Source organism: Burkholderia singularis (assembly GCF_900176645.1).
GTDB lineage: Bacteria > Pseudomonadota > Gammaproteobacteria > Burkholderiales > Burkholderiaceae > Burkholderia > Burkholderia singularis.
This window is the reverse complement of the sequence record NZ_FXAN01000032.1, coordinates 46088-71178: the sequence shown is the minus strand read 5'-3', so window position 1 is coordinate 71178 and position 25091 is coordinate 46088. Positions and strand designations below refer to the sequence as shown.

Genomic DNA, 25091 nt, shown 5'->3' with positions numbered 1-25091 from the left:
CCGCACATTGATCCGATAACCCAGCATGGCACAGCCACAAGCTCCGTATCCCCCGCTCAAAGGCGGGCAACTCGTGCTCGGCACGATCGCGGTGTCGCTCGCCGTGTTCATGAACGTGCTCGACACGTCGATCGCGAACGTCGCGATCCCGACGATCTCGGGCGATCTCGGCGTCTCGTCCGACCAAGGCACGTGGGTCATCACGTCGTTCGCGGTCGCGAACGCGATCTCGGTGCCGCTCACCGGCTGGCTCACCGAGCGCATCGGCCAGGTGCGGCTGTTTCTCGCGTCGATCATCCTGTTCGTGATCTCGTCGTGGATGTGCGGGCTCGCGCCGACGCTGCCGTTCCTGCTCGCGTCGCGCGTGCTGCAAGGCGCGGTCGCCGGGCCGATGATTCCGCTGTCGCAATCGCTGCTGCTGTCGAGCTACCCGCGCGCGAAAGCGCCGATGGCGCTCGCGCTGTGGTCGATGACGACGCTCGTCGCGCCGGTGGCCGGGCCGATTCTCGGCGGCTGGATCTCCGACAACTACACGTGGCCGTGGATTTTCTACGTGAACATCCCGGTCGGTATCGCGGCCGCGGGCGTGACGTGGATGATCTACAGCAAGCGCGAGTCGCCGGTGCGCCATGCGCCGATCGACGGCGTCGGGCTCGCGTTGCTCGTTCTCTGGGTCGGCTCGCTGCAAATCATGCTCGACAAAGGCAAGGATCTCGACTGGTTCGCATCGACGACGATCATCGTGCTCGCGCTGACCGCCGTGATCGCGTTCGCGTTCTTCGTGATCTGGGAGCTGACGGCCGAGCATCCGGTCGTCGATCTGTCGCTGTTCCGGATGCGCAATTTCACGGGCGGCACGATTTCGCTATCGGTCGGCTATGGGCTCTACTTCGGCAATCTGGTGCTGCTGCCGCTGTGGCTGCAAACGCAGATCGGCTACACCGCGACCGACGCCGGCCTCGTGATGGCGCCGGTCGGCTTCTTCGCGATCCTGCTGTCGCCGCTGACGGGCAAGATCTTGCCGCGCACCGATCCGCGCTATATCGCGACGGCGGCGTTCCTGTTCTTCGCACTCTGCTTCTGGATGCGCTCGCGCTATACGACGGGCGTCGACGAATGGTCGCTGATGGTGCCGACCTTCATTCAGGGCATCGCGATGGCGGGCTTCTTCATTCCGCTCGTATCGATCACGCTGTCGGGCCTGCCCGGTCACCGGATTCCGGCCGCATCGGGGCTGTCGAACTTCGTGCGGATCATGTGCGGCGGCATCGGCACGTCGATCTTCCAGACCGCGTGGGATCACCGGAACAATTTCCACCACGCGCAGCTCGTCGAGCAGGCCAATCCGTACAATCCGGCATTCAACCAGGCGGTCGATCAGATGGGGCGGCTCGGCCTCACGCCATCGCAGGCGCACGGGCTCATCAACAATCTCGCGACGCAGCAGGCCGCGCAGTTGGGCGTCAACGATCTGTTCTACATCTCGGCGGCGATTTTCGTGCTGCTGATCGGGCTCATCTGGATCACGAAGCCTGAGCGGGCGGGCGGCGGCGATTCGAGCGCCGCGGCGTCGGCGGCGCACTGAAAGACGCGGCGCGCGCCGTGTATTGCTTGTGAAAACGCCCGGCCTTCGAGCCGGGCGTTTCGTTTCACGCACACATCGCGATATTCAATCGCCGGATGGCCGAAAAGCCCCGGCGGCGCGGCTATTCGCCCGTCACGACAAGCCGCTGCGGCGCAAGCACGCCGTGAGCCGCGCGCGCGACGCCGAGCAGGCGATCGTCGCCGTCGTAGACGCGCACGCGCGCGCCGTCACCGATGTCCGGCCGCGCGGCCAGTTCGGCAAGCGGCAAACGCTGACCGTGCACAAAGCGCTCGGCGAGCGCCGCATCGAGCTTCACGCGCGGAAAAGTCGACAGCAGCGCGTCGACCGGCTGCAGCCACGCATCGCGCTCGTGCTGCGTCGCGTTCGCCAGCGCATCGAGCGTCACCGCATGCTCGAGCGTCAGCGCGCCGACAGCCGTGCGGCGCAGCATCGTCAGATGCCCGCCGCAGCCGAGCGCGCCGCCGAGATCCTCGGCCAGCGTGCGCACATAGGTGCCCTTGCTGCACGTCACGCGAAACGTCACGTCGGGCAGCGTGCACGACAGCATGTCGAGCGCGCGGATCGACACCGCGCGCCCCTCCCGCTCGACCGTCTGGCCGGCCCGCGCATATTCGTAAAGCGGCTTGCCGTCGCGCTTGAGCGCCGAATACATCGGCGGAACCTGCACGATATCGCCGACGAACCGCGCGAGCACCGCTTCGACATCGGCCGGCGCACAACGCACGTCGCGGGTCTCGAGCACCTCGCCTTCGGCGTCGCCCGTCGCCGTGCGCACGCCGAGACGCATCGTCGCCTCATAAGTCTTGTCGGCGTCGAGCAAATCCTGCGAGAACTTCGTCGCTTCGCCGAAACACAGCGGCAGCAACCCTGATGCGAGCGGATCGAGCGTGCCCGTGTGGCCTGCCTTCTTGGCCAGATAGAGGCGCTTGGCGCGCATCAGCGCATCGTTGCTGGACAGCCCGACCGGTTTGTCGAGCAGCAGCACGCCGTCGAGCGCACGGCGCGCGATTCGGGGGCGAGGTGAAACAGTCGTCATGGTCAACGCGCAAGAAATCGTCGCTCAATCGTCCTTCGCGCGCGTCGCGTTCGCCTCGTCGATCAGGCGCGACATCGCGACGGCCTTCTCGATCGTCTGGTCGTAATGGAAATGCAGCGTCGGCACCGTATGAATGTGCAGGCGCTTGAAAAGCAGATTGTGCAGATGGCCCGCCGCGTGATTGAGCGCTTCCTGCGTGCCGGCGGGGTCGCCCGTCAGCGTCGTGAAGAACACTTTCGCATGCGCGTAATCGGGCGTGAGTTCGACGCTCTGAATCGTCACGATCCCGATCCGCGGATCCTTCACCTCGCGCATGATCAGCTCGGACAAATCGCGCTGGATCTGATCGGCGATCTGCACGTTGCGATTGGGAGAAGTACGTTTTTTCGTCATGATGAATCCGTCATTGCTTGGAGCAGCCGGCCATGCGCGGCTCACGCCGCCATGAAAATGGGCGGGACAGGCCCGCGCCTGCCCCGCCCATGAGCCTGCGCGCCGTCTTACAGCGTCCGCGCGACTTCGGTGACTTCGAACACTTCGAACTGATCGCCTTCGACGATATCGTTGAAGTTCTTGACCGACATACCGCACTCGAAGCCTTGCTTCACTTCCTTCACGTCATCCTTGAAGCGCTTGAGCGATTCGAGTTCGCCCGTGAAGATCACGACGTTGTTGCGCAGCACGCGCACCGACGACGAGCGCTTGACGATGCCGTCCGTCACCATACAGCCGGCGACCGTGCCGACCTTCGGCACCTTGAACACCTGGCGCACCTCGACCATGCCCGTCACGACCTCGCGCTTCTCCGGCGCGAGCATGCCCGACATCGCCGCCTTCACCTCATCCACGGCGTCGTAGATGATGTTGTAGTAGCGGATATCGATGCCGTTCGCTTCGGCCAGCTTGCGTGCCTGCGCATCGGCGCGCGTATTGAAGCCGATGATGACGGCCTTCGATGCGGTCGCCAGGTTGACGTCGCTTTCGCTGATGCCGCCCACCGCGCTGTGCACGATCTGCACGCGCACTTCGTTGGTCGACAGCTTGAGCAGCGACTGCACCAGCGCTTCCTGCGAGCCCTGCACGTCCGCCTTGATGATGAGCGGCAGGTTTTGCACTTCGCCTTCGCCCATCTGCTCGAGCATGCTTTCGAGCTTCGCTGCCTGCTGCTTCGCGAGCTTCACGTCGCGGAACTTGCCCTGACGGAACAGCGCGATTTCGCGCGCCTTGCGCTCGTCCGGCAGCACGATCACTTCCTCGCCCGCGCCCGGCACTTCGGACAGGCCCTGGATTTCGACCGGAATCGACGGGCCGGCTTCCTTCGTCGGCTTGCCGTTCTCGTCGAGCATCGCGCGCACGCGGCCGTAGGCCGTGCCCGCAAGCACGATGTCGCCGCGGTTCAGCGTGCCGGACTGCACAAGCACCGTCGCGACCGGACCCTTGCCCTTGTCGAGCTTCGCTTCGATCACGAGGCCCTTTGCCGGCGCCTCGACAGGCGCCTTCAATTCGAGCACTTCCGCTTGCAGCAGCACGTTTTCGAGCAGATCGTCGATACCCGAGCCCGTCTTCGCCGACACCGGCACGAACGGCGAATCGCCGCCGTACTCTTCCGGCACGACACCTTCCGCGACGAGTTCCTGCTTCACGCGGTCCGGATTCGCCTCTGGCTTGTCGATCTTGTTGATCGCAACGACGATCGGCACCCCGCCCGCTTTCGCGTGCGCGATCGCTTCCTTCGTCTGCGGCATCACGCCGTCATCGGCTGCCACCACCAGAACCACGATGTCGGTCGCCTTCGCGCCACGCGCGCGCATCGCCGTAAACGCCTCGTGACCCGGCGTATCGAGGAACGTGACGACGCCGCGCGGCGTTTCGACGTGATACGCGCCGATGTGCTGCGTGATGCCGCCCGCTTCGCCCGCCGCGACTTTCGCGCGGCGGATGTAGTCGAGCAGCGACGTTTTGCCGTGGTCGACGTGACCCATCACGGTCACCACCGGCGGACGCGCCAGTTGCTCCGCGTCGCTGCCGGCCTCGCCTTCGACGAGAAGCGCTTCCGGATCGTCGAGCTTCGCCGCGACCGCACGATGGCCCAGCTCCTCGACGACGATCATCGCCGTTTCCTGGTCGAGCACCTGATTGATCGTGACCATCTGGCCCATCTTCATCATCACCTTGATGACTTCCGATGCCTTGATGGCCATCTTGTGCGACAGATCGGCCACCGAGATGGTTTCCGGCACGTGCACTTCCCGCACGATCGGCTCGGTCGGCGCCTGGAACGACGACGCATTGTCCTGGTGCTTGCCGCGCCCCTTCGGGCCGCCGCGCCAGCCGCGATCGACGCCGCCGCTCGAATCGCCGCGCGTCTTGATCCCGCGGCGTTTGGCGGCGTCATCCTGCCAGCCGCCCTTGCCGCCGCCCGGCTTCTTGTTGCGATCGCCTGCCGGCGCCGACGTGGCGGGCGCGGCCGGTGCGCCGCCGCCCGCCGCCTTCTTCGGCGCGGGACGCGCGGCAGCGGACGCCTCGCCGGCCGGCTTTGCCGGCTTGTGAAGCGTGCCCTTCGCCTCCGCAGCCTTCGCGGCAGGCGGCGCCGCGGCCGGCTTCGGCTCGGGCGCCTTCACCTGCGCGCGGCGCGGCGTGTTCATCATTTCGCGAATCGCGCGCGCTTCCGCCTCGGCAGCTTCGCGGCGCTTGCGAATTTCCTCCTGCTCCGCGCGCGCCTTCTCGGCAGCCTCGCGCGCAGCATCCTCGGCCTTCTTCGCAGCTTCCCGCTGCGCGGCGCGCTCGGCGGCCGCGCGCTCTTCCTCCTGCGTGGATTGTTGGGATTGCGCGCGCTGCGCCGCAGCCGCCTCTTCCCGGGCCGCGGCCTGCGCGGCTTCGGCCGCGCGCTTGGCCGCCGCCTCCTCTTCCGCGCGACGTCGCTCGGCCTCCGCGGCTTCCTCGCGGGCACGGCGCTCGGCCTCCTCGCGCTCGAGGCGCTCCTGGCGCTCGCGCAGCTCCTGCGCCTGCTTCTCGAGCAGTTCGGCCTCGCGGCGCGCCTCTTCCTCGCGACGCTTGAGCTCGGCGTCCGCCTGCTCGTCGGCGTGCGCCTGCTCGGCGCCCGCCTCGTTGACGTCGTCGCGCTTGACGAACGTGCGCTTCTTGCGCACTTCGACCTGAATGGTACGAGCCTTACCCGTCGCATCGGCCTGCTTGATCTCGGACGTATGTCGGCGAGTCAGCGTGATCTTGCGCTTGTCGCCATCGGTCGCACCGTGCGACTTGCGCAAATGATCGAGCAGACGCGCCTTGTCCGTCTCCGACAGCGCATCGTCCTCGCTCGCTTTCTGGACGCCCGCAGCCTGCAGTTGTTCGAGCAGCACACCAGCAGGCATTTTCAGTTCCGCGGCAAATTGGGCTACGTTGTTACTCGCCATTCATTCCTCTTAGTGCAAGGACCGATTCCTTGCGGTTAGCATCGGGTCAGGCCTTCCGGCCGCCAGCAAATCAGTTCGCCATGATCGTGTCTCATTGGAACCAGTGTTCGCGCGCCTTCATGATCAGCGCCTTCGCCGCCTCCTCGTCGACGCCCGTCATCTCGGTGAGTTCGTCAACCGCCAGCTCCGCGAGATCGTCGCGCGTCTGCACGCCGTGCTCGGCAAGCTTCGCGACCAGCTCGGGCGTCACGCCTTCCAGGCTCTTCAAATCGAGCGCGGCATTCTCGACCTTCTCCTCGTTCGCGATCGCCATCGTCAACAGCGCATCGCGCGCGCGGTTGCGCAACTCGTGGACGGTGTCCTCGTCGAACGCCTCGATCTCGAGCATTTCGTTCAACGGCACATAGGCGATCTCTTCGAGACTCGTAAAGCCCTCATCGATCAGGATATCGGCAACTTCCTCGTCGACGTCGAGGCGCGCCATGAAGAGGCCGCGCAGCGTGTCGCGCTCTTCGTTTTGCTTCTGCGCGGATTCGTCCGGCGTCATGATGTTGATCTGCCAGCCGGTCAGCTCGCTGGCAAGGCGAACGTTCTGGCCGCTACGGCCGATCGCGACGGCCAGCTCGCTCTCGTCGACGACCACATCCATCGAATGCTTTTCCTCGTCGACGACGATCGACTGGACGGCCGCCGGCGCAAGCGCGCCGATGACGAACTGGGCGGGATCGTCCGACCATAGCACGATGTCGATGTTTTCGCCACCAAGCTCGTTTCTCACCGCCTGCACGCGCGAGCCGCGGATGCCGACGCAGGTGCCGATCGGGTCGATCCGCTTGTCGTATGCGACGACGCCGATCTTCGCGCGCACGCCGGGATCGCGCGCCGCCGCCTTGATCTCGAGCAGACCCTGCTCGATTTCCGGCACTTCCATCTCGAAAAGCTTCATCAGGAATTCGGGCGCGGTGCGCGACAGCTCGATCTGCGGGCCGCGCGCGGTGCGGTCGACCTTCGCGATGTACGCGCGCACACGGTCGCCGACGCGCAGGTTTTCCTTCGGAATGAGCTGGTCACGGCGCAGCAGCGCCTCGACGCGCCCCGATTCGACGATGAAATTGCCCTTGTCGAGCCGTTTCACCGTGCCGGTCATGATCTTCTCGCCGCGCTCCAGATAGTCGTTCAGGATCTGCTCGCGCTCGGCATCGCGCACCTTCTGCAGGATCACCTGCTTGGCCGCCTGCGCGCCGATGCGGCCGAATTCGATCGACGGCACCGATTCCTCGATGTAGTCGCCCACCTCGACGTCCGGCTTCTGCTCACGCGCCTCGAACAGCAGGATCTCGCGATCCGGCTCCTGCAGCCCGGCCTCGTCGGGCACGACCAGCCAGCGCCGGAAGGTTTCGTGTTCGCCGCTTTCGCGATCGATGTGGACGCGGATCTCGGCGCCCTCATCGAACAGTTTCTTGGATGCCGATGCAAGCGCGGCTTCGAGCGCGCCCAGCACGACGTCCTTGTCGACGTTCTTTTCGCGCGCCAGCGCATCCACCAACATCAACACTTCGCGACTCATTGTTTGCGGCTCCTAAAGTCAACGTGCGGAATCAGGCGAGCTTTGTCGATATCGGCCAGCGTGAAATCCAGCATCGCGGCCTCGCCTTTCTTCCTCTCAAATTCCAAACCGATCGTCTCGCCGTTCGGCGCATGCAGAATGCCACGGTACGTCTTGCGTCCGTCCAACGGCTTTTTCAGGGTGATGACGGCTTCGCTGCCCGCGAAACGCGTGAAATCAGCCAGCTTCTTCAACGGCCGGTCGAGCCCCGGCGACGAGACCTCGAGCCGTTCGTAATCGATGTTTTCGACCGTCAGTACGTGCTGGAGCTGACGCGTGACCTTCTCGCAATCGTCGATCGTAATGCCGGCGGGCTGATCGATGTAGACGCAGACCATGCCGCGCCCGGTGCGCTCGAGATCCACGAGCTCGTAGCCGAGCCCCGTGACCGTGGTTTCTATCAGTTCCGTCAGTTGCACAGTGTCCTCTCAGGTGTCCGCGCCCGCCCCTCGCGATTCACCCGCTGAACGCGCGCCTTAGCCGGCGCAGGAAGCGCTACCCGAGATGCCCAACCGTTTCGGCAAAAAAAAATGGGCGCAACGCCCATCTTGTTACCGGTGGTCGCACCTGAGCTGCACATCGAATCCGTACGCCCAGCGACTTTGCGATTATAGCGAGTTCTGGGCCGGACGCAAAGCGCCACCCCGCCAATTCGGCGCAAAATCGGCCCGAAATGGGAATTTTGCGGGGCATTTGCAACATCCGGGATTATGGCAAAGCGTGGCGGACGGCGATTTGCGCAGCCTGCCGGCCAGACAAACGATTAAAAACCCGACGAAATGAAATGCGCCGCCGCGCGCCTCGTCAGTATCACCGTGACTGCCGGCAACGACTTGCCGGCCTTTGAGCACCCGAACCGCGCAAGGCTCCCGCGAAAGCGGCGGTGAGCAAGCCGCAAGATCAGCGTGCGCCCTGCACCCGCCGTTCCAGCAACCGGTACAACCGACGCAGTCGCGACACCACGATTTCCTTCCAAGCGGCAACGCGAGCCTTGCTCGAGCGCCACATTTCCGGACTGAAGGTGCTGCATAGACATGTATTGCGAACCCTCGTGATTGAGCATCGCGAGGCAGTCCTTAGCCGTATTCGGCATCGCAGGCACGACGAAAAACGTGTGGCAATCGCGTGCGACGACGCGGTTCACGGCATCGAACGCGCCGGCAAATTATGCATGAAATTCGACGAGACTCGAGATCCCCAGCGCCGATCGCACGGCATGTTCGGCAGCGCAGAGCCACAGCAGCACATGGAGAAATGGGCCGGGCCGGTTGCGCCAAGCGCGGCGGAACCGGCCGGCATGAGCTGAGCAGCCGGTTTCAGGGCTTTGCCCCGCCCTTCGGCGCGCGGCCAGGAGTGCCGCTGCCACTCAACGAGTTTGCGCCGGCCTTTCGCCAGTTTTGTCGCTTACCGGCCGCGCGAGCGATTACGCGGCGGCATATGCGGTTGGCCATTATTGCGGCCGCCGCCCGCATTCCCGTCGGCCCGATTGCCATTCGCGTTTCGGCCGCCCTTGCCGCTGGCGCCGCGCTTGTTGCCACCGGCGCCATAGGACGCGCGATTGCCGTCGATATCGCGGCCGCCTTGGCGCGCGCCACCGCCATATGCCGGCAGGCTCGAGTAACCGCCGAGACCGGCGCCGAAACCGCCGCCGCCCGCCAGGCCGCGCCGGCCTCGGCGAGGCTGGTCGAGTTAACCGTGCGCCGTCAGCACCGGCTCGCGGCTGATAAAGCCCATCGACGTCTGCATCGGATCAGGCTGGCGGCGCTCGGCCGGACCGCCGCGCTTGCCTTTGTCGTCGGTCGGCACTTTCAGTCCGACCGCTGCCATCAGGCGGCGCACCTGTGCGTCATCCAGCTCCTCCCAGCGGCCGCGCTTCAGGCCACGCGGCAGTGGAATCGGGCCGTGACGCGTGCGGATCAGACGGCTCACCATCAGGCCAACCGCCTCGAACATCCGGCGCACCTCGCGATTGCGCCCTTCCGCAAGCGCGACGTGATACCAATGATTCGTCCCCTCGCCGCCGCCGTCGCGGATGCGCAGGAAGTTTGCCGGGCCATCGTCGAGTTCGACGCCATGCAGCAGCTTTTGGCGCGACGCCTCGGTCAGCTCGCCGACGACCCGCACCGCATACTCGCGCTCGACGCTATAGCGCGGATGCATGAAGCGGTTCGCGAGATCGCCCGACGTCGTCAACATCAACAGACCTTCGGTATTGAAATCGAGGCGGCCGACCGCGAGCCACTTCGCAGTCTTCATCGGCGGCAGCCGGTCGAACACCGACGGCCGCCCTTCCGGATCAGCATGACTCACGATCTCGCCGGTCGGTTTGTGATAGAGCAGCACACGCGGCGGCTTGTTCGGAAGCTTGCGCTTGACCGGCTTGCCGTTGATTCGAACCTGGTCGGTCGGCATGATCCGCTGGCCGATATGCGCAGGCTCGCCATTGACCGACACGCGGCCGGCGATGATCAGCTCCTCCATCTCGCGGCGCGAGCCCATGCCCGCCTCCGCCAGCACCTTATGCAACTTCGGTGCATCGTCATCCGGCGACAGCACGCGCTTCGGCTGCTGCCCCTGGCGGCCACGGCGCAGCATCGGCGCGCGCACGCCACCGCCCTGCGAATTGTTATCGGCATCGAACGCGGGCGAAATCACATACGCAAACAAATCGTCCTGGCTCGCCTCGGCGGACGCCGGCGCGCTGCGCTTGCCCTGCTGCCGCGCGACACCTTCGCGCTTGCCGGCTGCCGCCGGTTTGCGCGGCGCTTTCGCGGCCACATCCTGATTGCGCGGCGCACGCGCCGGCGCCTTCGCCGCGCCGGCATCGCCCGCCGCCATTGGGTCGGGTTGCTCCGCGCTATCGGCATTCTTCGATTTTGCAGCCGCGCGACGGCGTGCGATCAAGCTGCGCGGACCGCGCCGCAGACCGCGGCGCGGACGCTCTTCGCCGCCCGCATCCTGGGTCTGAGCAGGCTGCTCGCGCGCATCGTCGGCGCGCGCCACCGCGACGGCATGCGCGGCTTCAGACGAATCGATGTCGTGGATATCTGTCAAAACAACCTCAAAATGTCAGGTCTCGCGCCCGTCACGGGCACGGCTAGGGTTGGTCGCCCGTTTTCACGCGCGGTGTTGCTCGGGCGCCTCGACGTTCGGCGCATCATCGATGCGCGGCGCCTCGCCGTCCTGCTGCGCGTGCCCGGGGGCCGCCTCGCTTGAACTGCGCACGGCGTCGGCAAGACTGCCGGACGAATCGTCCAACGCCTGCTGCACGTGCGCCTGGACCGGCCCGGCGTCGCTGCGGACGCCGCCGATCTGGCCTGGGTCTTCTTCCTGCTTCACTCGGCCTACCGCCGGCTCGGCGGTCACCTCGCGATTGGCTGTATCCGTCGCCGCGACGCCATCCTCATTCGCCGCGGCGCCCCGATGCGCGGGCGCATCCGCCGGCGCGCCAGCCGATTCGGCGCGCAGGAGTGCTACCCCGCCGCCCGCAAATTCGATCGACGACGAGGTGCTGTCATGCGCAATCGTTTCTTCATCTTCGACATGCGCCGCCGCACCATCGCCGGCAACAGGTTGCGCATTCGCCGGCCCGCCGCCATGCACCGCCGTCTCAACCGATGCAGCCGACTCACCGCCGAGGGCGGGACGACCGGTATCTTCGGCCCCAGCCGGCCCGGCTGGCACCGCGCCGCTGCCGTCGGCAACGGCGGCATCCTCGACCATGTCGTCCGATACGCCCGAGCCGGCGTTCTCCACCAGCCCGGCCGAACCGGCGCGGCCCGCCGCGCCGCCAACAATATCGGACTGCGCGTCGCCACCCGGTGCCGCCGTTTCGTCGGCTTCCGCAATCGCGCCGCCTTGTGCATCGTCATCCGGGAAATCGATGGCCTGCTGCGCGAGCAGGCTCGCCTCCAGATGCGCGGCGGGTTCTTCGAGGGCCGGCAGATCGTCGAGCGCCGCCAGGCCGAGGTCGTCAAGAAACTGCTTCGTCGTCGCGTAGAGCGCCGGACGCCCCGGCACGTCGCGATGACCGATCACCTCGATCCAGCCGCGATCCTCCAACTGCTTGACAACCTGCGTGTTGACCGTGACACCGCGAATTTCCTCGATGTCGCCGCGCGTCACCGGCTGCCGGTACGCGATGATCGCCAGCGTCTCCAGCACCGCCCGCGAATATTTCGGCGGTTTTTCCGGGTGCAGCCGGTCGAGATAAGTGCGCATCGCCGGCTTGCTCTGGAAGCGCCAGCCCGACGCCAACCCAACGAGTTCCACGCCGCGGCCGGACCACTCCTGTTTCAGATCTTCGAGCAGTGTTCGGACTGTATCCGCCGACACGCTGTCGACGAAGAGCTTGCGCAAATCGCCGAGCTTCAGCGGTTCCTGCGCGCAGATCAAAGCAGTCTCGAGGACGATTTTCGCCTCTTGGGTATTCATGCAGCTAAGTCAGACCCTGTGGTCAAACGAACCGGATCAATCGAACAGACGTAAGGAACGGAAGACGCGCTCGCCCGATTCTGATCGGTCATATTGATGGGAGCACGAACCGGGGGTGGCGAAACCGCTTTCAAGCCCAACCCGAACCGGACGGAACAGCGCGGAACCTACGTCGGAGCCGCGTGACTGAGCGCCATCTTACGCAAAATTACCCTGTGCGTAAAGATAAAGAGCGGATAAAAAAGCGTGCGGCAAAGGACACTTTGCGCAAACACCCCTCATCCGCGAACATGCGCCGCAGGCGTCAATCGAGATCCTCGACACGCGCCGGCATCTCCTTCACGAGCCCCCAGACCGCGTCGGCCGCCGGCGACAGCGAGCGTTCGCGCCGCCGCACCAGCTCGACGGTGCGCTCCGCACGCGGCGCAAGCGGCCGCGCGACCAGCGATGAGCCGGCAGGCAGCGGCAACGAAAGCCACGGCAGCACGCTCACGCCGACGCCCGCCTCGACGAGCCCGAACACGGTCGCCGAATGACCGAGTTCCTGCACGACACCGGCTGCGACCCGATGCGCGGCGAGCGCCGCATCGATCAGCGGACGGCTGCCCGACGCGTAATCGAGCAACACGAGCCGTTCGCCGGAAAGCGCGGTCCACGGCACGGGATCGCGCTCGGCGAGCGGATGATCGTCGCGCGCGACCAGACAGAACGAATCGGTCATCAACGGCTCGGCAATCAGATCGCCCGTCGCGAGCGGCCCGATCACGACGCCGAAATCCACTTCGCCCGACTTGACCTTGCGCAACACGTCGCTCTGCACGTCGTCACGCAAGCCAAGCGCAACAAACGGAAAGCGCCGCTCGCAAGCGGCAACCACACGCGGCATCAGCCGGCAAGCGACCGTCGGACTTGCCGCGACGATCACGCGCCCGCGCCGCTGCTCACCGATCTCGCGAATTTCGCGCAATGTGTCGTCGAGATCGCCGAGCAGGCGCGACACGCTCGCGATCAGATTCACGCCGACGTCGGTGAGCTGCACGTCGCGCGTCGTGCGGTCGATCAGCTTGAGCCCGATCTCGCCTTCCAACTCCCGCACCGAGCGGCTGACGGCCGATTGCGTGAGACCGATCTCGTCACCTGCCCGACTGAAGCTCTTGAGCCGCGCCACCTCGATGAACACGCGCAACTGCCGCAGCGTGATATTCATAGCATTGCCTCATTAATCGGACGCATCGATGCGCAATTGTATGCGTTCGCCCTCGCGCCGTCGTGTGTCGGTGCGGTGCAACACAAGCTGAAACGCACGTCTCACGGGCCACGCTGCACAAGATTGGTGATTGTCCTGATTTGCGCGAGGGTCGTTTTGGCGTCTTATACGCCCCTAGTTGTCGCGGCCATCAGCGCGCCGTCTAGCGGCTCTGCAGCGATTGCCGTTGACATGGCACGCTTCCTGCATAAGCAGGCGCACAGGGCTGCGGGGGTTGGCCTTCCCGCGGCGGATTACACCGCATCCGCCGTCGCGTGAAGCCGGCGCCCTCACCCGGCACTCGCTCAACGAGTGCCCGACGTGTGGAGTGCGCAGCGCGGGGCGGCGCACCGGAAATAGCTTCGCTGAGGTGAGGACATGATGCTGTTCGACGATTTGAGAGATAACGAGTGGGCGCTGCTCGAGGGGCTGTTCTGCGCCGAGCCTGCGCGCAACGAGCGCCGCGGCCGCCCTCGTGTGGAGGCGCGTTCGGTCGTGAACGCCGTTCTTTGGGTGCTGTCGACGGGCGAAGGCTGGTCGAAACTGCCTGGCCGCTATCCGTCGCCGCCGACTTGCCGTCGACGCTTCGACGAATGGCAGGCCGACGGCACGCTCGCCGAGGTGGTGAAGCGTCTCGGCTCGAACGGCCGCCAGATCTCGCTGCGCGGCCGTATCGGCGCAAGCGCGGTCAAGCCGCCCGCCCCGCCGAGCCGCGACCGCCTGCGCGGCGCATTCTGGACCAATCCGGAATCCTGGCGCGCGCCCGTCAAAATGGCGTGAATCCTGTCTCCGGGCGGCCCGCAGCGCCGCCCGGACAACGCGCCGGGATGCCGGCTTCCCTTTCGCACGCCGTGCCGACGATGCGATTGGGCGACACATCCGCTTACCAATATTTACAGCGCACTTTCGCTCTCCCGCATACCTTTACCGGTACACGGAACGAGCCGTCTATCGGTTCGAAGGGAGCCTTCAACGATGAAACCCTTGCCACTTCTCGCGGCATGCGGCGTTGTCGTTTCGCTGGCGCTCGCCACTGCTGCGCGAGCCGGCCCACCTTTATCGAAGCCGCACGAACGGCGGGATCAGGTCGCGCTTTCTCCGGCAGACGCAGCGGCGCATCGCAATCAGTCCAGCGTGCCGCGCGGCGACCTGCGCGGCGACATTGCGAGCAATGCGCGCGAACGTGACGACGCGCAGCGGCCACGCAATCCGAATCGTCAATAAATCGCCGGTACCAGGAAAAATCGGTCAGATCGGGAACTGCGCGGCACTGGCCGAGTCTCAGCATTGCCATGAGCACAGCGTGGCAGCAGCAATGAACCCGGTACCGCCCGTATCCTCGTGATACGGGCTTTTTTTTGGGCCCAACTCATGCAATCTGTGCTACAGACGACTCTCCAGGATCGATACGGCGCTTGCCTCGCTGAGCGCGTAGTCCGCCATCTTGCGATCCTCCCAATCGGCGCGCTTCTCATCCCGCTCGAGCCGCGCGAATTCAGCACGGCCATTGTCAGTCAGCACTGCGATGTCGACAGGCGCGTGAAAGCCCGGCGCGGGCGCGACGGTCTTCTGCCGAACCGTATCCATCAACCCCAGCGAACGCAGGTATTCGAACACGCCCGGACGCCTCGCCCACGGAACTTGACGGTACTGGACACGCCTGAGCGCGTCGAGTACTGCTTCGTTGGAATACGTGGCCATCTCGATTCTTTCTTAAAGGGCAGCGACATTGCAAAGCGGCCTCGCCGGCCGAGATCTCCGCCCACCGACGCCACCACGCAGCTCATGAGGGATCTTTGATTGTCCCTCCCCAGTCTCTTCCGACCCGTACCCGGCCGTTTTGTTCTTACGAAACAGGGGCGGATCATTCTCCATTCCCGAAAAGCTACCTTACCCCAATCAAATTGATTCTGTTCAATTCATTTGCCCTACTCTTTGCGACTTTGGTGCTCTACCGCAAGCACCGTGGCGCGCGCGCCATCGCCATTACGATAGCCGCGCTCTTCTGGCTCATCGCATCCGGATGGCTCGCGGCGCCACTTGTCGCACTCGCTGAATTGGGCGTGCGGCCAGTCGAGCATCCGGCCATGACAGGCGACACCACGATCGTGATGCTGGGCGCAGGCATCGAGCAGCGCAACGGCGCCGCCGTCCCCACGCGCGACGCCCTCGCCCGCATCGCAAAAACGGCCGAACTCTATTCGACGTGCATACGAACGGCCGCGCACTGCACCGTGATCGTATCGGGGGGCGATCCGCAGCGGCCCGGTGTCAGCGAAGCCGCTACATACACGCCTTATCTGCTCGCACGCGGCGTGGCGAACGACGCGCTGATTCGCGAAGCGCGCAGTCACACCACCTACGAAAACGCGCGCTTCACCGCTTCCATATTACGCGCTCAACATTACGACGCGCTGATCCTCGTGACGACGTCATACCAGATGCGGCGCGCGCTCCTGGACTTCGACCACTTCGGCATCGCGCCGCAGCCCGTCTACTCGAACCGCCGCGACGCGCAGCTCGGGTGGCTGCCGCGCTTCGACAATCTTGCCAACGCGGAGCAGGCGCTGCACGAAATTCTCGGCATCGCGCAGTTTTACGTGTATCGTCAGCTCGGCTGGTTTTGATCAATGCTCGACTGTCTTTCGCGCACCGCAAGGTGCCGCCCCGGCGAACCGATCCGACGCCCGAGCCTTTCCGGGCAAGCGTGTGGCGGCGGCATGACGGGGCAAACGACTGTTGCGCCCGATCCACGCGGCCGATCGCCGCGATGCAATCGAATGCACTGATCCGTCACTTTTGATAAACTCGGCTCACTCGATTGCAGACGCCAGACAAATCGGCAACACTCGGGTCCATCACCACTTAGCGGAGGTAAGCAATGAAGAAAATGACCATGGCTATCCTGGTTTCGATGTCGGCTCTGGCTGGCGCGGCATACGCTCAAGAAAGCACCGAAATCAAGACGATCACCGATCCGGCAAAAATCGCTGAAATCGAGCAGCGCGCGCAAGCGCTGCAACAGCAGCAAGCCGCGCAACCGCCGGCAACCGAAGCGCAGCCGGCTCATGAGCGCAAGCATCACGGCAAGAAGGGACACCATAAGGCCGCAAAGAAAGCTCAGTAAGTCCGGCTCATCTCGCTGCACGCAAAGCCGAATCCGGGTTGCCGGATTCGGCTTTTTCATTCGTGTGTCCCGATGAGCGCGCCGTGCGTTGTGCTAAAGTCGCGCACCGAACTTTTCCACCCGTGCGCACCCTGGTGCGGAGGACTGAATGAGCAACATCCAGTTGGATATCGAATGGACTGACGCCGCAACCCGCAAAATCAAGCAATTGATGCCGCGCGGCTCCGACGAGGCGTTTCTCGCACTGCCGCCGATCGAATGCCTGCCGATGGAGGGCGACGTGCTTTTCCTTGGCCCGCAAGGCAAGCAGCACCCGTTCATCGTCGCGGAACGGCAATATCACCACGACGGCGACGCAGACTGGACCATCATTCTGATTCTCGACGTCCCGAACGCCTCGCACTGACTGTCGGCGTGCCCCCAGGCGTCGGCCGGCGCAGCAAAAAAATAGCCCGCGCTTCATACGAAGCGCGGGCAAAACCGTCGCCCTACGAGGATAGGCGACGGGGCCACCGAGATCCGCGCAAACGCGGATCATCGTTCAGACTGGGTAGCGCGCCGATCGCCGGCAGCCACCCGATGCGTCGACATCCCATCAGGCAGGGGGTATGCGAGACCGAACCTCGCTGTATTCGAAATACCCTCCCTGATTACCCCCGGAAATGGGAGCAGTTTTCGTGCCAATCTGGAAATATTTTTTAAATATTTGATTTAAAAAGATTAATCATCCGCGGTCTGCGGAAAGTGCGATTTCGAGCTATCCGTTACGGGGGTGACGTTACGTAACGCCGCCACTAGCCGGCACGCGGCCGCAGACGCCGAATGTGCGACGTCCGCCGTCCGCAGCGCAAAAAAAAGCCCGCCGAAAGGCGGGCCCGGTGATGCTTGATGCGGCGAATGCCGCAGGATGCACGCGTCAACGCATCTGGCTGACGAGAAGCGCCATGATCTGCCGCGCAGGCGCCGACGTATCGACTGCCCCCTTGTCGTCGACAATCGCGACACGGGTTTGATCTTCGGCAAGCGCCTTCACGTTGACAAGATATTGCTTCGCCTTCTTTTCCTTCTTGCCGTGGAAAAGCTGATTCCAGAAGCCCTGCTCCTCGGCGCTGAAATCCTTCGGATCAACATAACGAACGTAGTACAGCCCCTTCGCCCGATCGCGGTCGTCCACCGTGAAATTCGCACGATCTAGCGCGATACCGACACGTAGCCACGAGCGGTCATACGACTCGGGAAGCGTCACCTCCGACGGCACATCCGCCGCCGGTTCGGCCGGGCTGCGCGACGCCGACGCGTTCGCCACATTCTGCGCAGCGATCGCCGCGGCAGCCGCCTTGCTCTTGTCGCTCGCGGATTTTGAATTGCTCGGCGCGGCATCGTCGACGATCGGCACGCCGCCGGCCTTCACGCGCGCATCGTTTTGCGCAAGCACCGCCATCAGACGCTTCAAGTATTCGGTTTCGAGTCCAGGATCATTAGGCTTCGGCTCCCATTTGCTCGAATCATTGCCCGGCCCGGTGAGTGCCTCGCGCATCCCCTTCTGGCTGACGAACACATAGGTGCCGCCATTCGGCGCGGCGTCGAGGCGCGTGCGGTACTTGTTGCGCTCCGCCGTCACATAGGAATTGCCCATCGCCTTCGAAATCACGCCGCGAATCAGACCATCGTTGATCTGCGGGTGCGTTTCGTTCCAGTCCGTTTCCATCACGCCCTTGTCGCGCTGCTCGACCACGAGCAGAAAACCCTGCTCTTGCCAGAACCGGCGAATCTGCGGCCAGATTTGGGCCGGCGTCTTGTCGTCGATCACGAGCCAGCTTTCGGTGCCGTCACGCTGAATGTGCATCCCAGGTACGGCAGGCACGACCGTATCGGTCGCGGGCGCAGCCTGCTGCACCTGCTGCAGGCTCGAAAGCGAGGTCGCGCCCCCCTGCGGCGGCAGCGAACGCTGATCAGGCGTCTCGTCCAGCATATTGGGCGGCACCGCGAGCGACACCTCCTTCGATTTCGAGTCGCTCTTATAGTCGATTTTCGTAGGCGACGGCGAACTGCAACCGGCGACGAACGCGCCAGTCGCGAGCAATACCGCAAACCGCGTGGTAAGACGAAGATCAGTCATGTTCAGGGAATCCTTCCGCTAGGTCGCTCACGGCGACTTTTCCGTGAGTCAACTTTCCATTTTACCGGTCCAGCGCAAGACCGTGCAAAAAGCAAACATCGGTATCGTCACGGACGGCGTTGAAGCGTCGACATGAGGCTTGCAAGAAGCGAATGCGGACGAATCCATGCCGTGGAGTTGCCGTAAAAAACCGGAAATGCGCAACACCCCATCCTCGGCCGACATCTCGTTGCTGCCGGAGAAACCCGGTGAGCCGGAACAAGAAAGACGCCGACACGGCGATGATCGAAGCGCGTACATTCGTCAAGTCAGTCGCGCGACACGCTGCGCGCGAATGTTGGTCGTCACCTGTCTGTGCGCAAATCGGCGTGGCGCCCAGGCTCGATATGAGAAAGTTTCCACCAATATGGTTTTCGATTTACTCAACAATCAAGCGCCCATTAAAAAACCCGCACAGCCCTACGCTGTGCGGGTTTTGATCTGGTCGGGGCGAGAGGATTTGAACCTCCGACCACCTGCACCCCATGCAGGTACGCTACCAGGCTGCGCTACGCCCCGAAAGCGTTAAAGTATAACAGACACTTTCTCTCAAGAGAACAGTTGAAGCGCAATTGCCGCGACACGCGTTACGCGATCGCCCCCGGATACGCAACCTCGACATGCGCGGGCAGCGGAACCGCCCGAGTCGTGCGCCACAAGTCGCCGTCAACCGACCAACCGCATTTCTCGAACAGATCGCGCGACAACAGATTCGCATCGGTATGCTTCGAAACCGCAACGGCAGCAGCGTTGTCCCGCAACAAGGCTTCAGTCAGCAAAGAGACCATCGCGATTTCCACGTCCAGGCCGACCACACGGCAACTCATCACCACTTGCTCGATGCGCTGCGCGGATGCGATGCCAATCACGACGAGACCATATTCCGCATGCCGGTCGGTCACCTCGCCGACGAGCACCAGCCCGCTGCTGCAGATGTCGTCGAGTTCCTGCGTGCTCCAGCGGCGGCCGGTCGTATTGAACTGGTTGGTCTTGTTCAACAACTCGAGCGTTCGCGGAAAACGCGGATCGCTCTGCCCCGTAATCCGGCCGAATGCGGCCTTCAGATTCAACCTCGCCAGAAATTCCTCGCGCGACAATGTCTTGCGCTCCGTCTCACGCTGAATTTGCGATTTGATCATCTCCGTGCGCCGCGTGGATTCGGCGGTAATCGTCACGCCCTGCGTTTCGGCGCTCCACATCAGGATGCGCTTCCAGTAGTAGTGCGACGCATGCACCACGCGAAGATCGGGAATCGCCTCCTCGACGGTTTCGCGCTCGCGCGGATTGTCGTCGACGAAGATCACGTTTCGCGGCAACAAATTCGCTTCTTGCATGGCCTCGTTGATGCTCTGCACCTTGTTGTTCCACGAGACCTTCAGGATCGCGAAATCCTCCAGAAGCAGCCGGCGCTGGAAGACGCGAGGCCAGATCGCCTTGATGCGCTCGAGATCGTTCTTGCTGACCAGCGCGAGAATCACGCCGCGCCTTCGCAGCGACAGCAACGCCTCCGCGATGCCAAGCGGCCATCCTTCGACGGCGCTTTGATAGTCGGGATTGTCGGCCTCTGCCAGCACACCGCGCCAAAGAGTATCGTCGAGATCGACACAGACCATCTTGACGCTGTCGATCGACCGCAGGCTGCGATACATCGCCTCCGCCTCGAGCCACAGCCCGCAAATGAATTCGCCCACCTGGTGTGAATAGTGGGCCGAAGGCGCGGGCACCCTGACGATGCGGTCCTGATCCAGCGTGAAATCATGGTCGCCGATGAAGCCGCCGTGCGCGTAATGCCAGATGCTGTCGTCCTGAATGAAACGGCGCCCGTAAATGGACGCGAGATGATTCATATCCATCAGGTACAGATTCGGATGCTCGAACACCCGGCGCTCGATGTGACGGTTGATCTGCTCCATCAGATAAAGGTTGCTCGTCGCATCCGAGCGGTGGAAATGCCGGCCGTTCACGTTGTACTGCGGCGTCATGTAATTGACGACGAACGTCGGAATTTCACGCGCCCAACGCAAAATGCGCTCGATCCAGAAATCGATGATCTCACAGGCTTCGTTGAGCAGCCTGTCGGTTGCCTGCTCATCTGAGTACGGCGCGCGCAGCCACTCCGCGTAGCTTCCCTCCAGCAGGACGCCGCGCAGCGGAATCTGCGCGATATGGAACGAGTAGGCGTCGAACGGATGAGGCAGCGTGTCCGGCATATCGGAGGCGAACAACACGAGGTCGATCGGCGTCTCGATGCCATGTTTGCGCAGCGCCGGTATCCATGCCTCCATCAGACACGAGCCCTGCAGCAGGACGCGGCCGAGCTTGGAATCGGTGCGGCGCAAATCCTGCGGTATCGTGTAGAACCGGTTGTTGTGCTGCCTGAAGTCGGAAACGGCAGTGGCAGGCATCGGCGTAAAACTCATCGCGAATTCCGCTGAGTTCACGAGATGTTCGAGCAGCCGTTCCAACGGAAAGCGGCTGCCCGTCCAATAATCGATCACTTCCCGGCTTTCGGGGTCGCGCTTCAAAATAGCGCGGTAAGCGCTGAGCACTTCGGATTCGGTAATGCGGGCCATGCTGCATCCTCGCTCTTGTTACGTTTCAATGAAACTGCTACGAGAGGTGCCGCCACTCACCGGGGAGAGATTATAAGGTTTCCGCGATCCGTACAACACGGCCGTCCGCGGCATATCCCGCGCGCTCGCCCGCATTCAGTCACGGCCCGTCGCGCGTCATACGCCGCCGATATCGCATTCGACGTGGGATTTCAGAAATTCATTTATCAATTACAAGAAAAATGAAAGAGAAACAAAACACGATCATTCAGAAAAACAGCGTCTGCTCTTTAGACGGTAGAGGGAATGCGGCATCAAATGTCGGGGGCGAATAGTCGTTATGTTAAAGCATGCGCGCGTGAGACATTCTTGCAAAACGACGTGCGAAGAACTGGACGATAACGCGTGCCAAATCGCATGCCCCAGTCATGCGCGCGAGCCGCCCGGCGGGAGCTTCGCCCGCTAAACGCACGACGATTCGCCCCGCATCGGCCGCGTGTTTAAGCTGCCTAGACAGAGTTCCGGCATGCTCCGCCGCGGCGCGCCCTTTGCGCAATGCAACACGACGCCCCCACGTTTGGTGCTGCTCCTCTACCCCATCGTGTCACACTTGCCCCACAGGGCGGCCGATGCGCGCACCCGCGCGACGGCCGCCACGACAAATACAGGGAGACAGCAACCATGCGCACATCGGTCCAGTGCGTCGAGCGCACGCACGTCTTTCGCACTGTGCATCCACCGCGCATGCCGCGCAGCGCCGTTTCGGTTTCTCACGGATTCTTACGCTCATGCGCGGCAACGGCGGCCGCACTCGCGTTGCTCAGCACCGGATGCGCCCAATCCGCGACGAGCGACGGCAACGGCACGCAGGCGGCCACGTCGATCGAACGCGCGAAAGCCGATCGCCTTGCACGCGAGCAACAAATCGCCCGCACCGTGCCATCGCTCGCATCCATCAAGCTCACCCAACCGCGTCCGCTGACGTTACGCGACTCCGGCCAAAGCGCAGCGCTGACGTTCCTGCGCGACATCGATTTGCGCATCGTCGGCGACATCGGCTTCTATGTGCATCGATTGTCGGCAACGCTCGTGCCGACGCAGGCCGGCGCGCCGATCGTGCTCGACGATCCGACCAGCTTCGAGATCGACGTGCATCGCGGCGCCGTCACGCTCGACGACGCCAAACTCACCACGCTCTTCAACGGCTACATCTTCGGCTACCGCAACGCGCCGCTGCGTAAGCTGCACGTATCGGCCGGCGACGGCGTCATCCACCTGCAGGGCGAAATGCAGCGCAACGGCTGGGTGCCGTTCTCGTTGACGGGCCGCCTCGACATCGTGGATCGAACCAAGCTCGTGTTCCGTCCGGTCTCGATCCGCGTGTCGGGAATCAACGCGAATCCTGTGATGCGCGCCGCGAACGTGAAGATGTCGGATCTGCTGAAGATCGATACGCCGATCGCGCGGCTGACCGGGGACGATCTCGTGCTCGACATCGGCAAACTGATGCCGCCGCCGCGCCTGAACCTCACGATCACCGCGCTCAGGATCACGCCGGGCGGCGTCGATCTCTCGCTCGACGACGGCTCGCGGGCCGGCTTCGCCTTACCCGATTCCGCCCCCAAGCAGGCGATGTATATCCGCGGCGGCGACGTGAAATTCATGCGCTCGATGCCGATGAACGCGAACCTGGTGATCGGCCCGATGCGCGACGCCAGCGCAAACGAGCCGTTCGTACTGGATCTTTATCACTATCGCGACCAGGTCAGCGCTGGGTATTTCAATTTCGACAATACGGGGGCAATAACCATCCGGATGCCGTCCTACGCGAAACTCAACCGGCCGGGCAGCGCGCCGACGTTCGGCGCCGCGTCCGCCCGGCTCAATGACAGCCTGCTGGCCGATCAGCAAACGGACCTCGAAGCCGCGCGCCGGCAATGGCAGGCGTTCGCGCTCGTCGACGCGCGCGGCCCCGCCGCGCAACCGGGTTTTCGCAAAATCGCCGTCAACCGCAACGCCGGCGCACCGGCGCGGCCGACCGAGCGCCGCGTATCGAGCCGCCCGACCACCATCCATCTGCACAACGCCGATTTCTACATCGCCGACAACATCGGCTTTCGCGTCGACGATCTCGTCGTACAGCTCACCGCAAAACGTGCCGGCGAACCGGTCGACCTCGACGATCCGAATCAATACGACATCCGGATTCTGAGCGGCTCGGTGCTCGCGCCGTGGCAAGCGATGTCGGATCTCTTCAACCGGTATCTGCTCGACTATTCGCCGCGCTCGCTGAACGATCTGAAGCTGAGCGCCAACGGCGGCAACCTGCGCGTGCAAGGCGGCCTCAAGCTGTGGAACCAGGTGCCGCCCGGTGTGTGGCTGCCGGCTGATATGGAGGGCACATTGACGCTCGTCGACGAACGCCATCTCGCGTTCACGCCGTCGCAGGTAAGCGTGCTCGGCGTGCCGCAGGCGAAGCTGTTGCGGGCGCTCGGCATCGAGTTGTCGACGCTCGCGCCGCTCAAGCGCCGCGGCGCCGAGTTGCGCGGCGATCAGCTCGTGCTGGACCAATACATGGTGTTTCCGCCCCCTGTGCTGGCCGGCCGCATGTCGCAAGCGACGGTCGAGCCCGATGGGCTGCGCCTGACGTTCAGCCCGGCAACCGACACTCCCGTCTTGCACCCGCCCGCCTCGTTGCCGGCAAGCTATATGTGGCTGGAAAACGGCGACATGAAAATGTTCAACGTGCTCGAGCTGAACGCGCGCGCACTGATCCGGAACTCGACGCAAGCGCGTGTGCGCTTCGATCTTTACGGCTATCGCGATCAGGTTTCACAGGGTTCGGTGCAGATGGCGGCAGACGGCACGCTGCTCGTCGACCTCGGCAAGAAGGACCCGCTCGCGCCGTAACCGTGGCGGCGGGCCGGTCAATCGTACCGGGGGCGGATCGGATCGATGGGATCAGCTGCCGCGCTTCAGACTCTCGATCACGTCGAGCAGCGCATTGCGCAACTGCGCGACATCGACCGTTTCATCCGCCGCCGGCGCATGGTGCACCGGCGACTCCGGCTGCCCCTCCGCCGCGGCCGAATCGCTCGCGCCACGCCCGCTGCCGACGGTGTCGAGGCGGTTGCGCGCCCCGTTGATCGTGAACCCTTGTTCGTAGAGCAGTTCGCGAATCCGCCGGATCAGCAATACCTCGTGATGCTGATAATAGCGGCGATTTCCGCGCCGCTTCACCGGACGCAACTGCGTAAACTCCTGCTCCCAATACCGCAGCACGTGCGGCTTGACGCCGCACAGTTCGCTCACTTCCCCGATCGTGAAATAGCGCTTCGCGGGAATCGGTGGCAACACGACTTTTTCAACCGTCGACGTCATCGTCAGTTAACCGTCGGTAAGGGCGCGCGGGCGCGTCGCGCGTGGGCGAAGCGCCAGTTTCAGCGCACTAGATTCGACTCGGCGCCGTTTTCGACGAGCGCCTTCAGCTTCTGGCTCGCATGAAACGTCACGACGCGGCGCGCGGCGATCGGAATCGCTTCGCCCGTCTTCGGATTGCGCCCCGGCCGCTGCGGCTTGTCGCGGAGCTGAAAATTACCGAAGCCCGACAACTTCACGCTTTCGCCGTTTTCAAGCGCATCGCGGATCACCTCGAAGAACGCTTCGACCATGTCCTTCGCTTCGCGCTTGTTGAGGCCGACGCTGTCGAACAGCAGTTCGGCCAGCTCGGCCTTCGTCAGCGTGGGCGTATCGCCCGGCGCCGACGGCGCAGGCACGTCGCGGGTCATGGCGCTGCGTTGCGCCGTCAGAAGGGCTTCGAATTCACTCGAGTTCATGTCGTTCATATTCTGCAAAACCAGCGCGTCAAACTGGGATAAAACATCGGCCGAAAGCGGCTACACGCCACTTC

The 25091-nt window shown here is 63.9% G+C and carries 19 protein-coding genes, 1 tRNA gene and 2 pseudogenes; 8 read left to right on the top strand and 14 right to left on the bottom strand.

The features are described 5' to 3' along the window. Positions 1 to 25: 25 nt before the first annotated feature. On the top strand, positions 26 to 1585 hold the full coding sequence (locus BSIN_RS02910) for a DHA2 family efflux MFS transporter permease subunit (protein WP_059518515.1): 1560 nt from the start codon (positions 26 to 28) through the stop codon (positions 1583 to 1585). A 121-nt stretch (positions 1586 to 1706) separates the two neighbouring features. Here BSIN_RS02910 and truB read toward each other — a convergent pair whose 3' ends face one another. The 5 genes from truB to rimP all read right to left on the bottom strand — a co-directional run bounded on the left by truB (position 1707) and on the right by rimP (position 8083). Then, positions 1707 to 2642 carry a tRNA pseudouridine(55) synthase TruB gene (gene truB, locus BSIN_RS02905; RefSeq protein WP_089339456.1) on the bottom strand — a complete coding sequence of 312 codons (936 nt, stop codon included), beginning with the start codon at positions 2640 to 2642 and terminating at the stop codon, positions 1707 to 1709. 24 nt (positions 2643 to 2666) lie between these two features. Next, positions 2667 to 3035, bottom strand: coding sequence for a 30S ribosome-binding factor RbfA (gene rbfA, locus BSIN_RS02900; RefSeq protein WP_059518519.1), 369 nt, complete (start codon positions 3033 to 3035; stop codon positions 2667 to 2669). A gap of 107 nt (positions 3036 to 3142) precedes the next feature. After that, complete coding sequence (gene infB, locus BSIN_RS02895; protein ID WP_089339455.1) at positions 3143 to 6058, bottom strand: translation initiation factor IF-2; 2916 nt, start codon at positions 6056 to 6058, stop codon at positions 3143 to 3145. Between the two features lie 91 nt (positions 6059 to 6149). After that, on the bottom strand, positions 6150 to 7625 hold the full coding sequence (nusA, locus tag BSIN_RS02890) for a transcription termination factor NusA (RefSeq protein WP_059518523.1): 1476 nt from the start codon (positions 7623 to 7625) through the stop codon (positions 6150 to 6152). Beyond that, positions 7622 to 8083 carry a ribosome maturation factor RimP gene (gene rimP / locus BSIN_RS02885; RefSeq protein ID WP_004193908.1) on the bottom strand — a complete coding sequence of 154 codons (462 nt, stop codon included), beginning with the start codon at positions 8081 to 8083 and terminating at the stop codon, positions 7622 to 7624. The genes nusA and rimP overlap by 4 nt, the downstream gene beginning before the upstream one ends. A 464-nt stretch (positions 8084 to 8547) precedes the next feature. Here rimP and BSIN_RS25060 point away from each other — a divergent pair, with 464 nt between their 5' ends. Continuing rightward, on the top strand, positions 8548 to 8970 hold the full coding sequence (locus tag BSIN_RS25060) for a hypothetical protein (protein WP_143757302.1): 423 nt from the start codon (positions 8548 to 8550) through the stop codon (positions 8968 to 8970). A gap of 98 nt (positions 8971 to 9068) precedes the next feature. Here BSIN_RS25060 and rluB read toward each other — a convergent pair. The 3 genes and pseudogenes from rluB to BSIN_RS02865 all read right to left on the bottom strand — a co-directional run bounded on the left by rluB (position 9069) and on the right by BSIN_RS02865 (position 13305). Continuing rightward, positions 9069 to 10718: pseudogene (gene rluB / locus BSIN_RS02875) on the bottom strand (23S rRNA pseudouridine(2605) synthase RluB). A gap of 63 nt (positions 10719 to 10781) precedes the next feature. Beyond that, entirely contained in the window at positions 10782 to 12098 is a 1317-nt protein-coding gene (gene scpB / locus BSIN_RS02870) for an SMC-Scp complex subunit ScpB (protein WP_089339453.1), read from the bottom strand. A 304-nt stretch (positions 12099 to 12402) separates the two neighbouring features. Next, entirely contained in the window at positions 12403 to 13305 is a 903-nt protein-coding gene (locus tag BSIN_RS02865) for a LysR family transcriptional regulator (RefSeq protein ID WP_089339452.1), read from the bottom strand. A 420-nt stretch (positions 13306 to 13725) separates the two neighbouring features. Between BSIN_RS02865 and BSIN_RS02860 the strand changes: the two are divergent. Further along, positions 13726 to 14121, top strand: a pseudogene (locus tag BSIN_RS02860) (transposase); the annotation flags it as partial. A 198-nt stretch (positions 14122 to 14319) separates the two neighbouring features. Continuing rightward, positions 14320 to 14568: a hypothetical protein gene (locus BSIN_RS26350; RefSeq protein WP_069234593.1), complete on the top strand. Its 249-nt coding sequence runs from the start codon at positions 14320 to 14322 to the stop codon at positions 14566 to 14568. Between the two features lie 159 nt (positions 14569 to 14727). Here the strand turns inward: BSIN_RS26350 and BSIN_RS02850 are convergent, their stop codons facing one another. Continuing rightward, positions 14728 to 15045 carry a hypothetical protein gene (locus BSIN_RS02850; RefSeq protein ID WP_059518535.1) on the bottom strand — a complete coding sequence of 106 codons (318 nt, stop codon included), beginning with the start codon at positions 15043 to 15045 and terminating at the stop codon, positions 14728 to 14730. 203 nt (positions 15046 to 15248) lie between these two features. Between BSIN_RS02850 and BSIN_RS02845 the strand changes: the two genes are divergently transcribed. The 3 genes from BSIN_RS02845 (at position 15249) to BSIN_RS02835 (ending at position 16877) form a co-directional block, all read left to right on the top strand. Further along, positions 15249 to 15971 (top strand): YdcF family protein, encoded by a 723-nt coding sequence (locus BSIN_RS02845; RefSeq protein ID WP_089339451.1) that lies wholly within the window; start codon positions 15249 to 15251, stop codon positions 15969 to 15971. A gap of 254 nt (positions 15972 to 16225) precedes the next feature. Next, positions 16226 to 16471 (top strand): hypothetical protein, encoded by a 246-nt coding sequence (locus BSIN_RS02840; protein ID WP_089339450.1) that lies wholly within the window; start codon positions 16226 to 16228, stop codon positions 16469 to 16471. 148 nt (positions 16472 to 16619) lie between these two features. Then, positions 16620 to 16877, top strand: coding sequence for a hypothetical protein (locus BSIN_RS02835; RefSeq protein WP_059573392.1), 258 nt, complete (start codon positions 16620 to 16622; stop codon positions 16875 to 16877). A 510-nt stretch (positions 16878 to 17387) separates the two neighbouring features. On the opposite strand, the gene bamC is transcribed toward BSIN_RS02835, so the two are convergent. The 3 genes from bamC to BSIN_RS02820 all read right to left on the bottom strand — a co-directional run bounded on the left by bamC (position 17388) and on the right by BSIN_RS02820 (position 21202). Further along, entirely contained in the window at positions 17388 to 18590 is a 1203-nt protein-coding gene (gene bamC / locus BSIN_RS02830) for an NlpB/DapX family lipoprotein (RefSeq protein WP_059518544.1), read from the bottom strand. Between the two features lie 481 nt (positions 18591 to 19071). After that, positions 19072 to 19148 (bottom strand) — tRNA-Pro (locus tag BSIN_RS02825). A gap of 68 nt (positions 19149 to 19216) precedes the next feature. Beyond that, positions 19217 to 21202 (bottom strand): HAD-IIIC family phosphatase, encoded by a 1986-nt coding sequence (locus BSIN_RS02820; RefSeq protein WP_089339449.1) that lies wholly within the window; start codon positions 21200 to 21202, stop codon positions 19217 to 19219. 723 nt (positions 21203 to 21925) lie between these two features. On the opposite strand from BSIN_RS02820, the gene BSIN_RS02815 reads away from it, so the two are divergent. Further along, on the top strand, positions 21926 to 24091 hold the full coding sequence (locus BSIN_RS02815; protein ID WP_089339448.1) for a hypothetical protein: 2166 nt from the start codon (positions 21926 to 21928) through the stop codon (positions 24089 to 24091). Between the two features lie 51 nt (positions 24092 to 24142). Here BSIN_RS02815 and BSIN_RS02810 read toward each other — a convergent pair whose 3' ends face one another. Together BSIN_RS02810 and BSIN_RS02805 are read right to left on the bottom strand one after the other, a co-directional pair. Next, a complete protein-coding gene (locus tag BSIN_RS02810) occupies positions 24143 to 24562 on the bottom strand; it encodes a MerR family transcriptional regulator (protein WP_059518561.1) in 420 nt (139 codons plus the stop codon). A gap of 59 nt (positions 24563 to 24621) precedes the next feature. Further along, complete coding sequence (locus BSIN_RS02805; RefSeq protein ID WP_089339447.1) at positions 24622 to 25026, bottom strand: integration host factor subunit alpha; 405 nt, start codon at positions 25024 to 25026, stop codon at positions 24622 to 24624. Positions 25027 to 25091 lie beyond the last annotated feature (65 nt).

Coding starts and splice junctions, on each gene's coding strand:
- BSIN_RS02910 (WP_059518515.1), top strand. CDS start 26: ATGGCACAGCCACAAGCTCCGTATCCCCCGCTCAAAGGCGGGCAACTC.
- truB (WP_089339456.1), bottom strand. CDS start 2,642: ATGACGACTGTTTCACCTCGCCCCCGAATCGCGCGCCGTGCGCTCGAC.
- rbfA (WP_059518519.1), bottom strand. CDS start 3,035: ATGACGAAAAAACGTACTTCTCCCAATCGCAACGTGCAGATCGCCGAT.
- infB (WP_089339455.1), bottom strand. CDS start 6,058: ATGGCGAGTAACAACGTAGCCCAATTTGCCGCGGAACTGAAAATGCCT.
- nusA (WP_059518523.1), bottom strand. CDS start 7,625: ATGAGTCGCGAAGTGTTGATGTTGGTGGATGCGCTGGCGCGCGAAAAG.
- scpB (WP_089339453.1), bottom strand. CDS start 12,098: ATGAATACCCAAGAGGCGAAAATCGTCCTCGAGACTGCTTTGATCTGC.
- BSIN_RS02865 (WP_089339452.1), bottom strand. CDS start 13,305: ATGAATATCACGCTGCGGCAGTTGCGCGTGTTCATCGAGGTGGCGCGG.
- BSIN_RS26350 (WP_069234593.1), top strand. CDS start 14,320: ATGAAACCCTTGCCACTTCTCGCGGCATGCGGCGTTGTCGTTTCGCTG.
- BSIN_RS02850 (WP_059518535.1), bottom strand. CDS start 15,045: ATGGCCACGTATTCCAACGAAGCAGTACTCGACGCGCTCAGGCGTGTC.
- BSIN_RS02840 (WP_089339450.1), top strand. CDS start 16,226: ATGAAGAAAATGACCATGGCTATCCTGGTTTCGATGTCGGCTCTGGCT.
- BSIN_RS02835 (WP_059573392.1), top strand. CDS start 16,620: ATGAGCAACATCCAGTTGGATATCGAATGGACTGACGCCGCAACCCGC.
- bamC (WP_059518544.1), bottom strand. CDS start 18,590: ATGACTGATCTTCGTCTTACCACGCGGTTTGCGGTATTGCTCGCGACT.
- BSIN_RS02820 (WP_089339449.1), bottom strand. CDS start 21,202: ATGGCCCGCATTACCGAATCCGAAGTGCTCAGCGCTTACCGCGCTATT.
- BSIN_RS02815 (WP_089339448.1), top strand. CDS start 21,926: ATGCCGCGCAGCGCCGTTTCGGTTTCTCACGGATTCTTACGCTCATGC.
- BSIN_RS02810 (WP_059518561.1), bottom strand. CDS start 24,562: ATGACGTCGACGGTTGAAAAAGTCGTGTTGCCACCGATTCCCGCGAAG.
- BSIN_RS02805 (WP_089339447.1), bottom strand. CDS start 25,026: ATGAACGACATGAACTCGAGTGAATTCGAAGCCCTTCTGACGGCGCAA.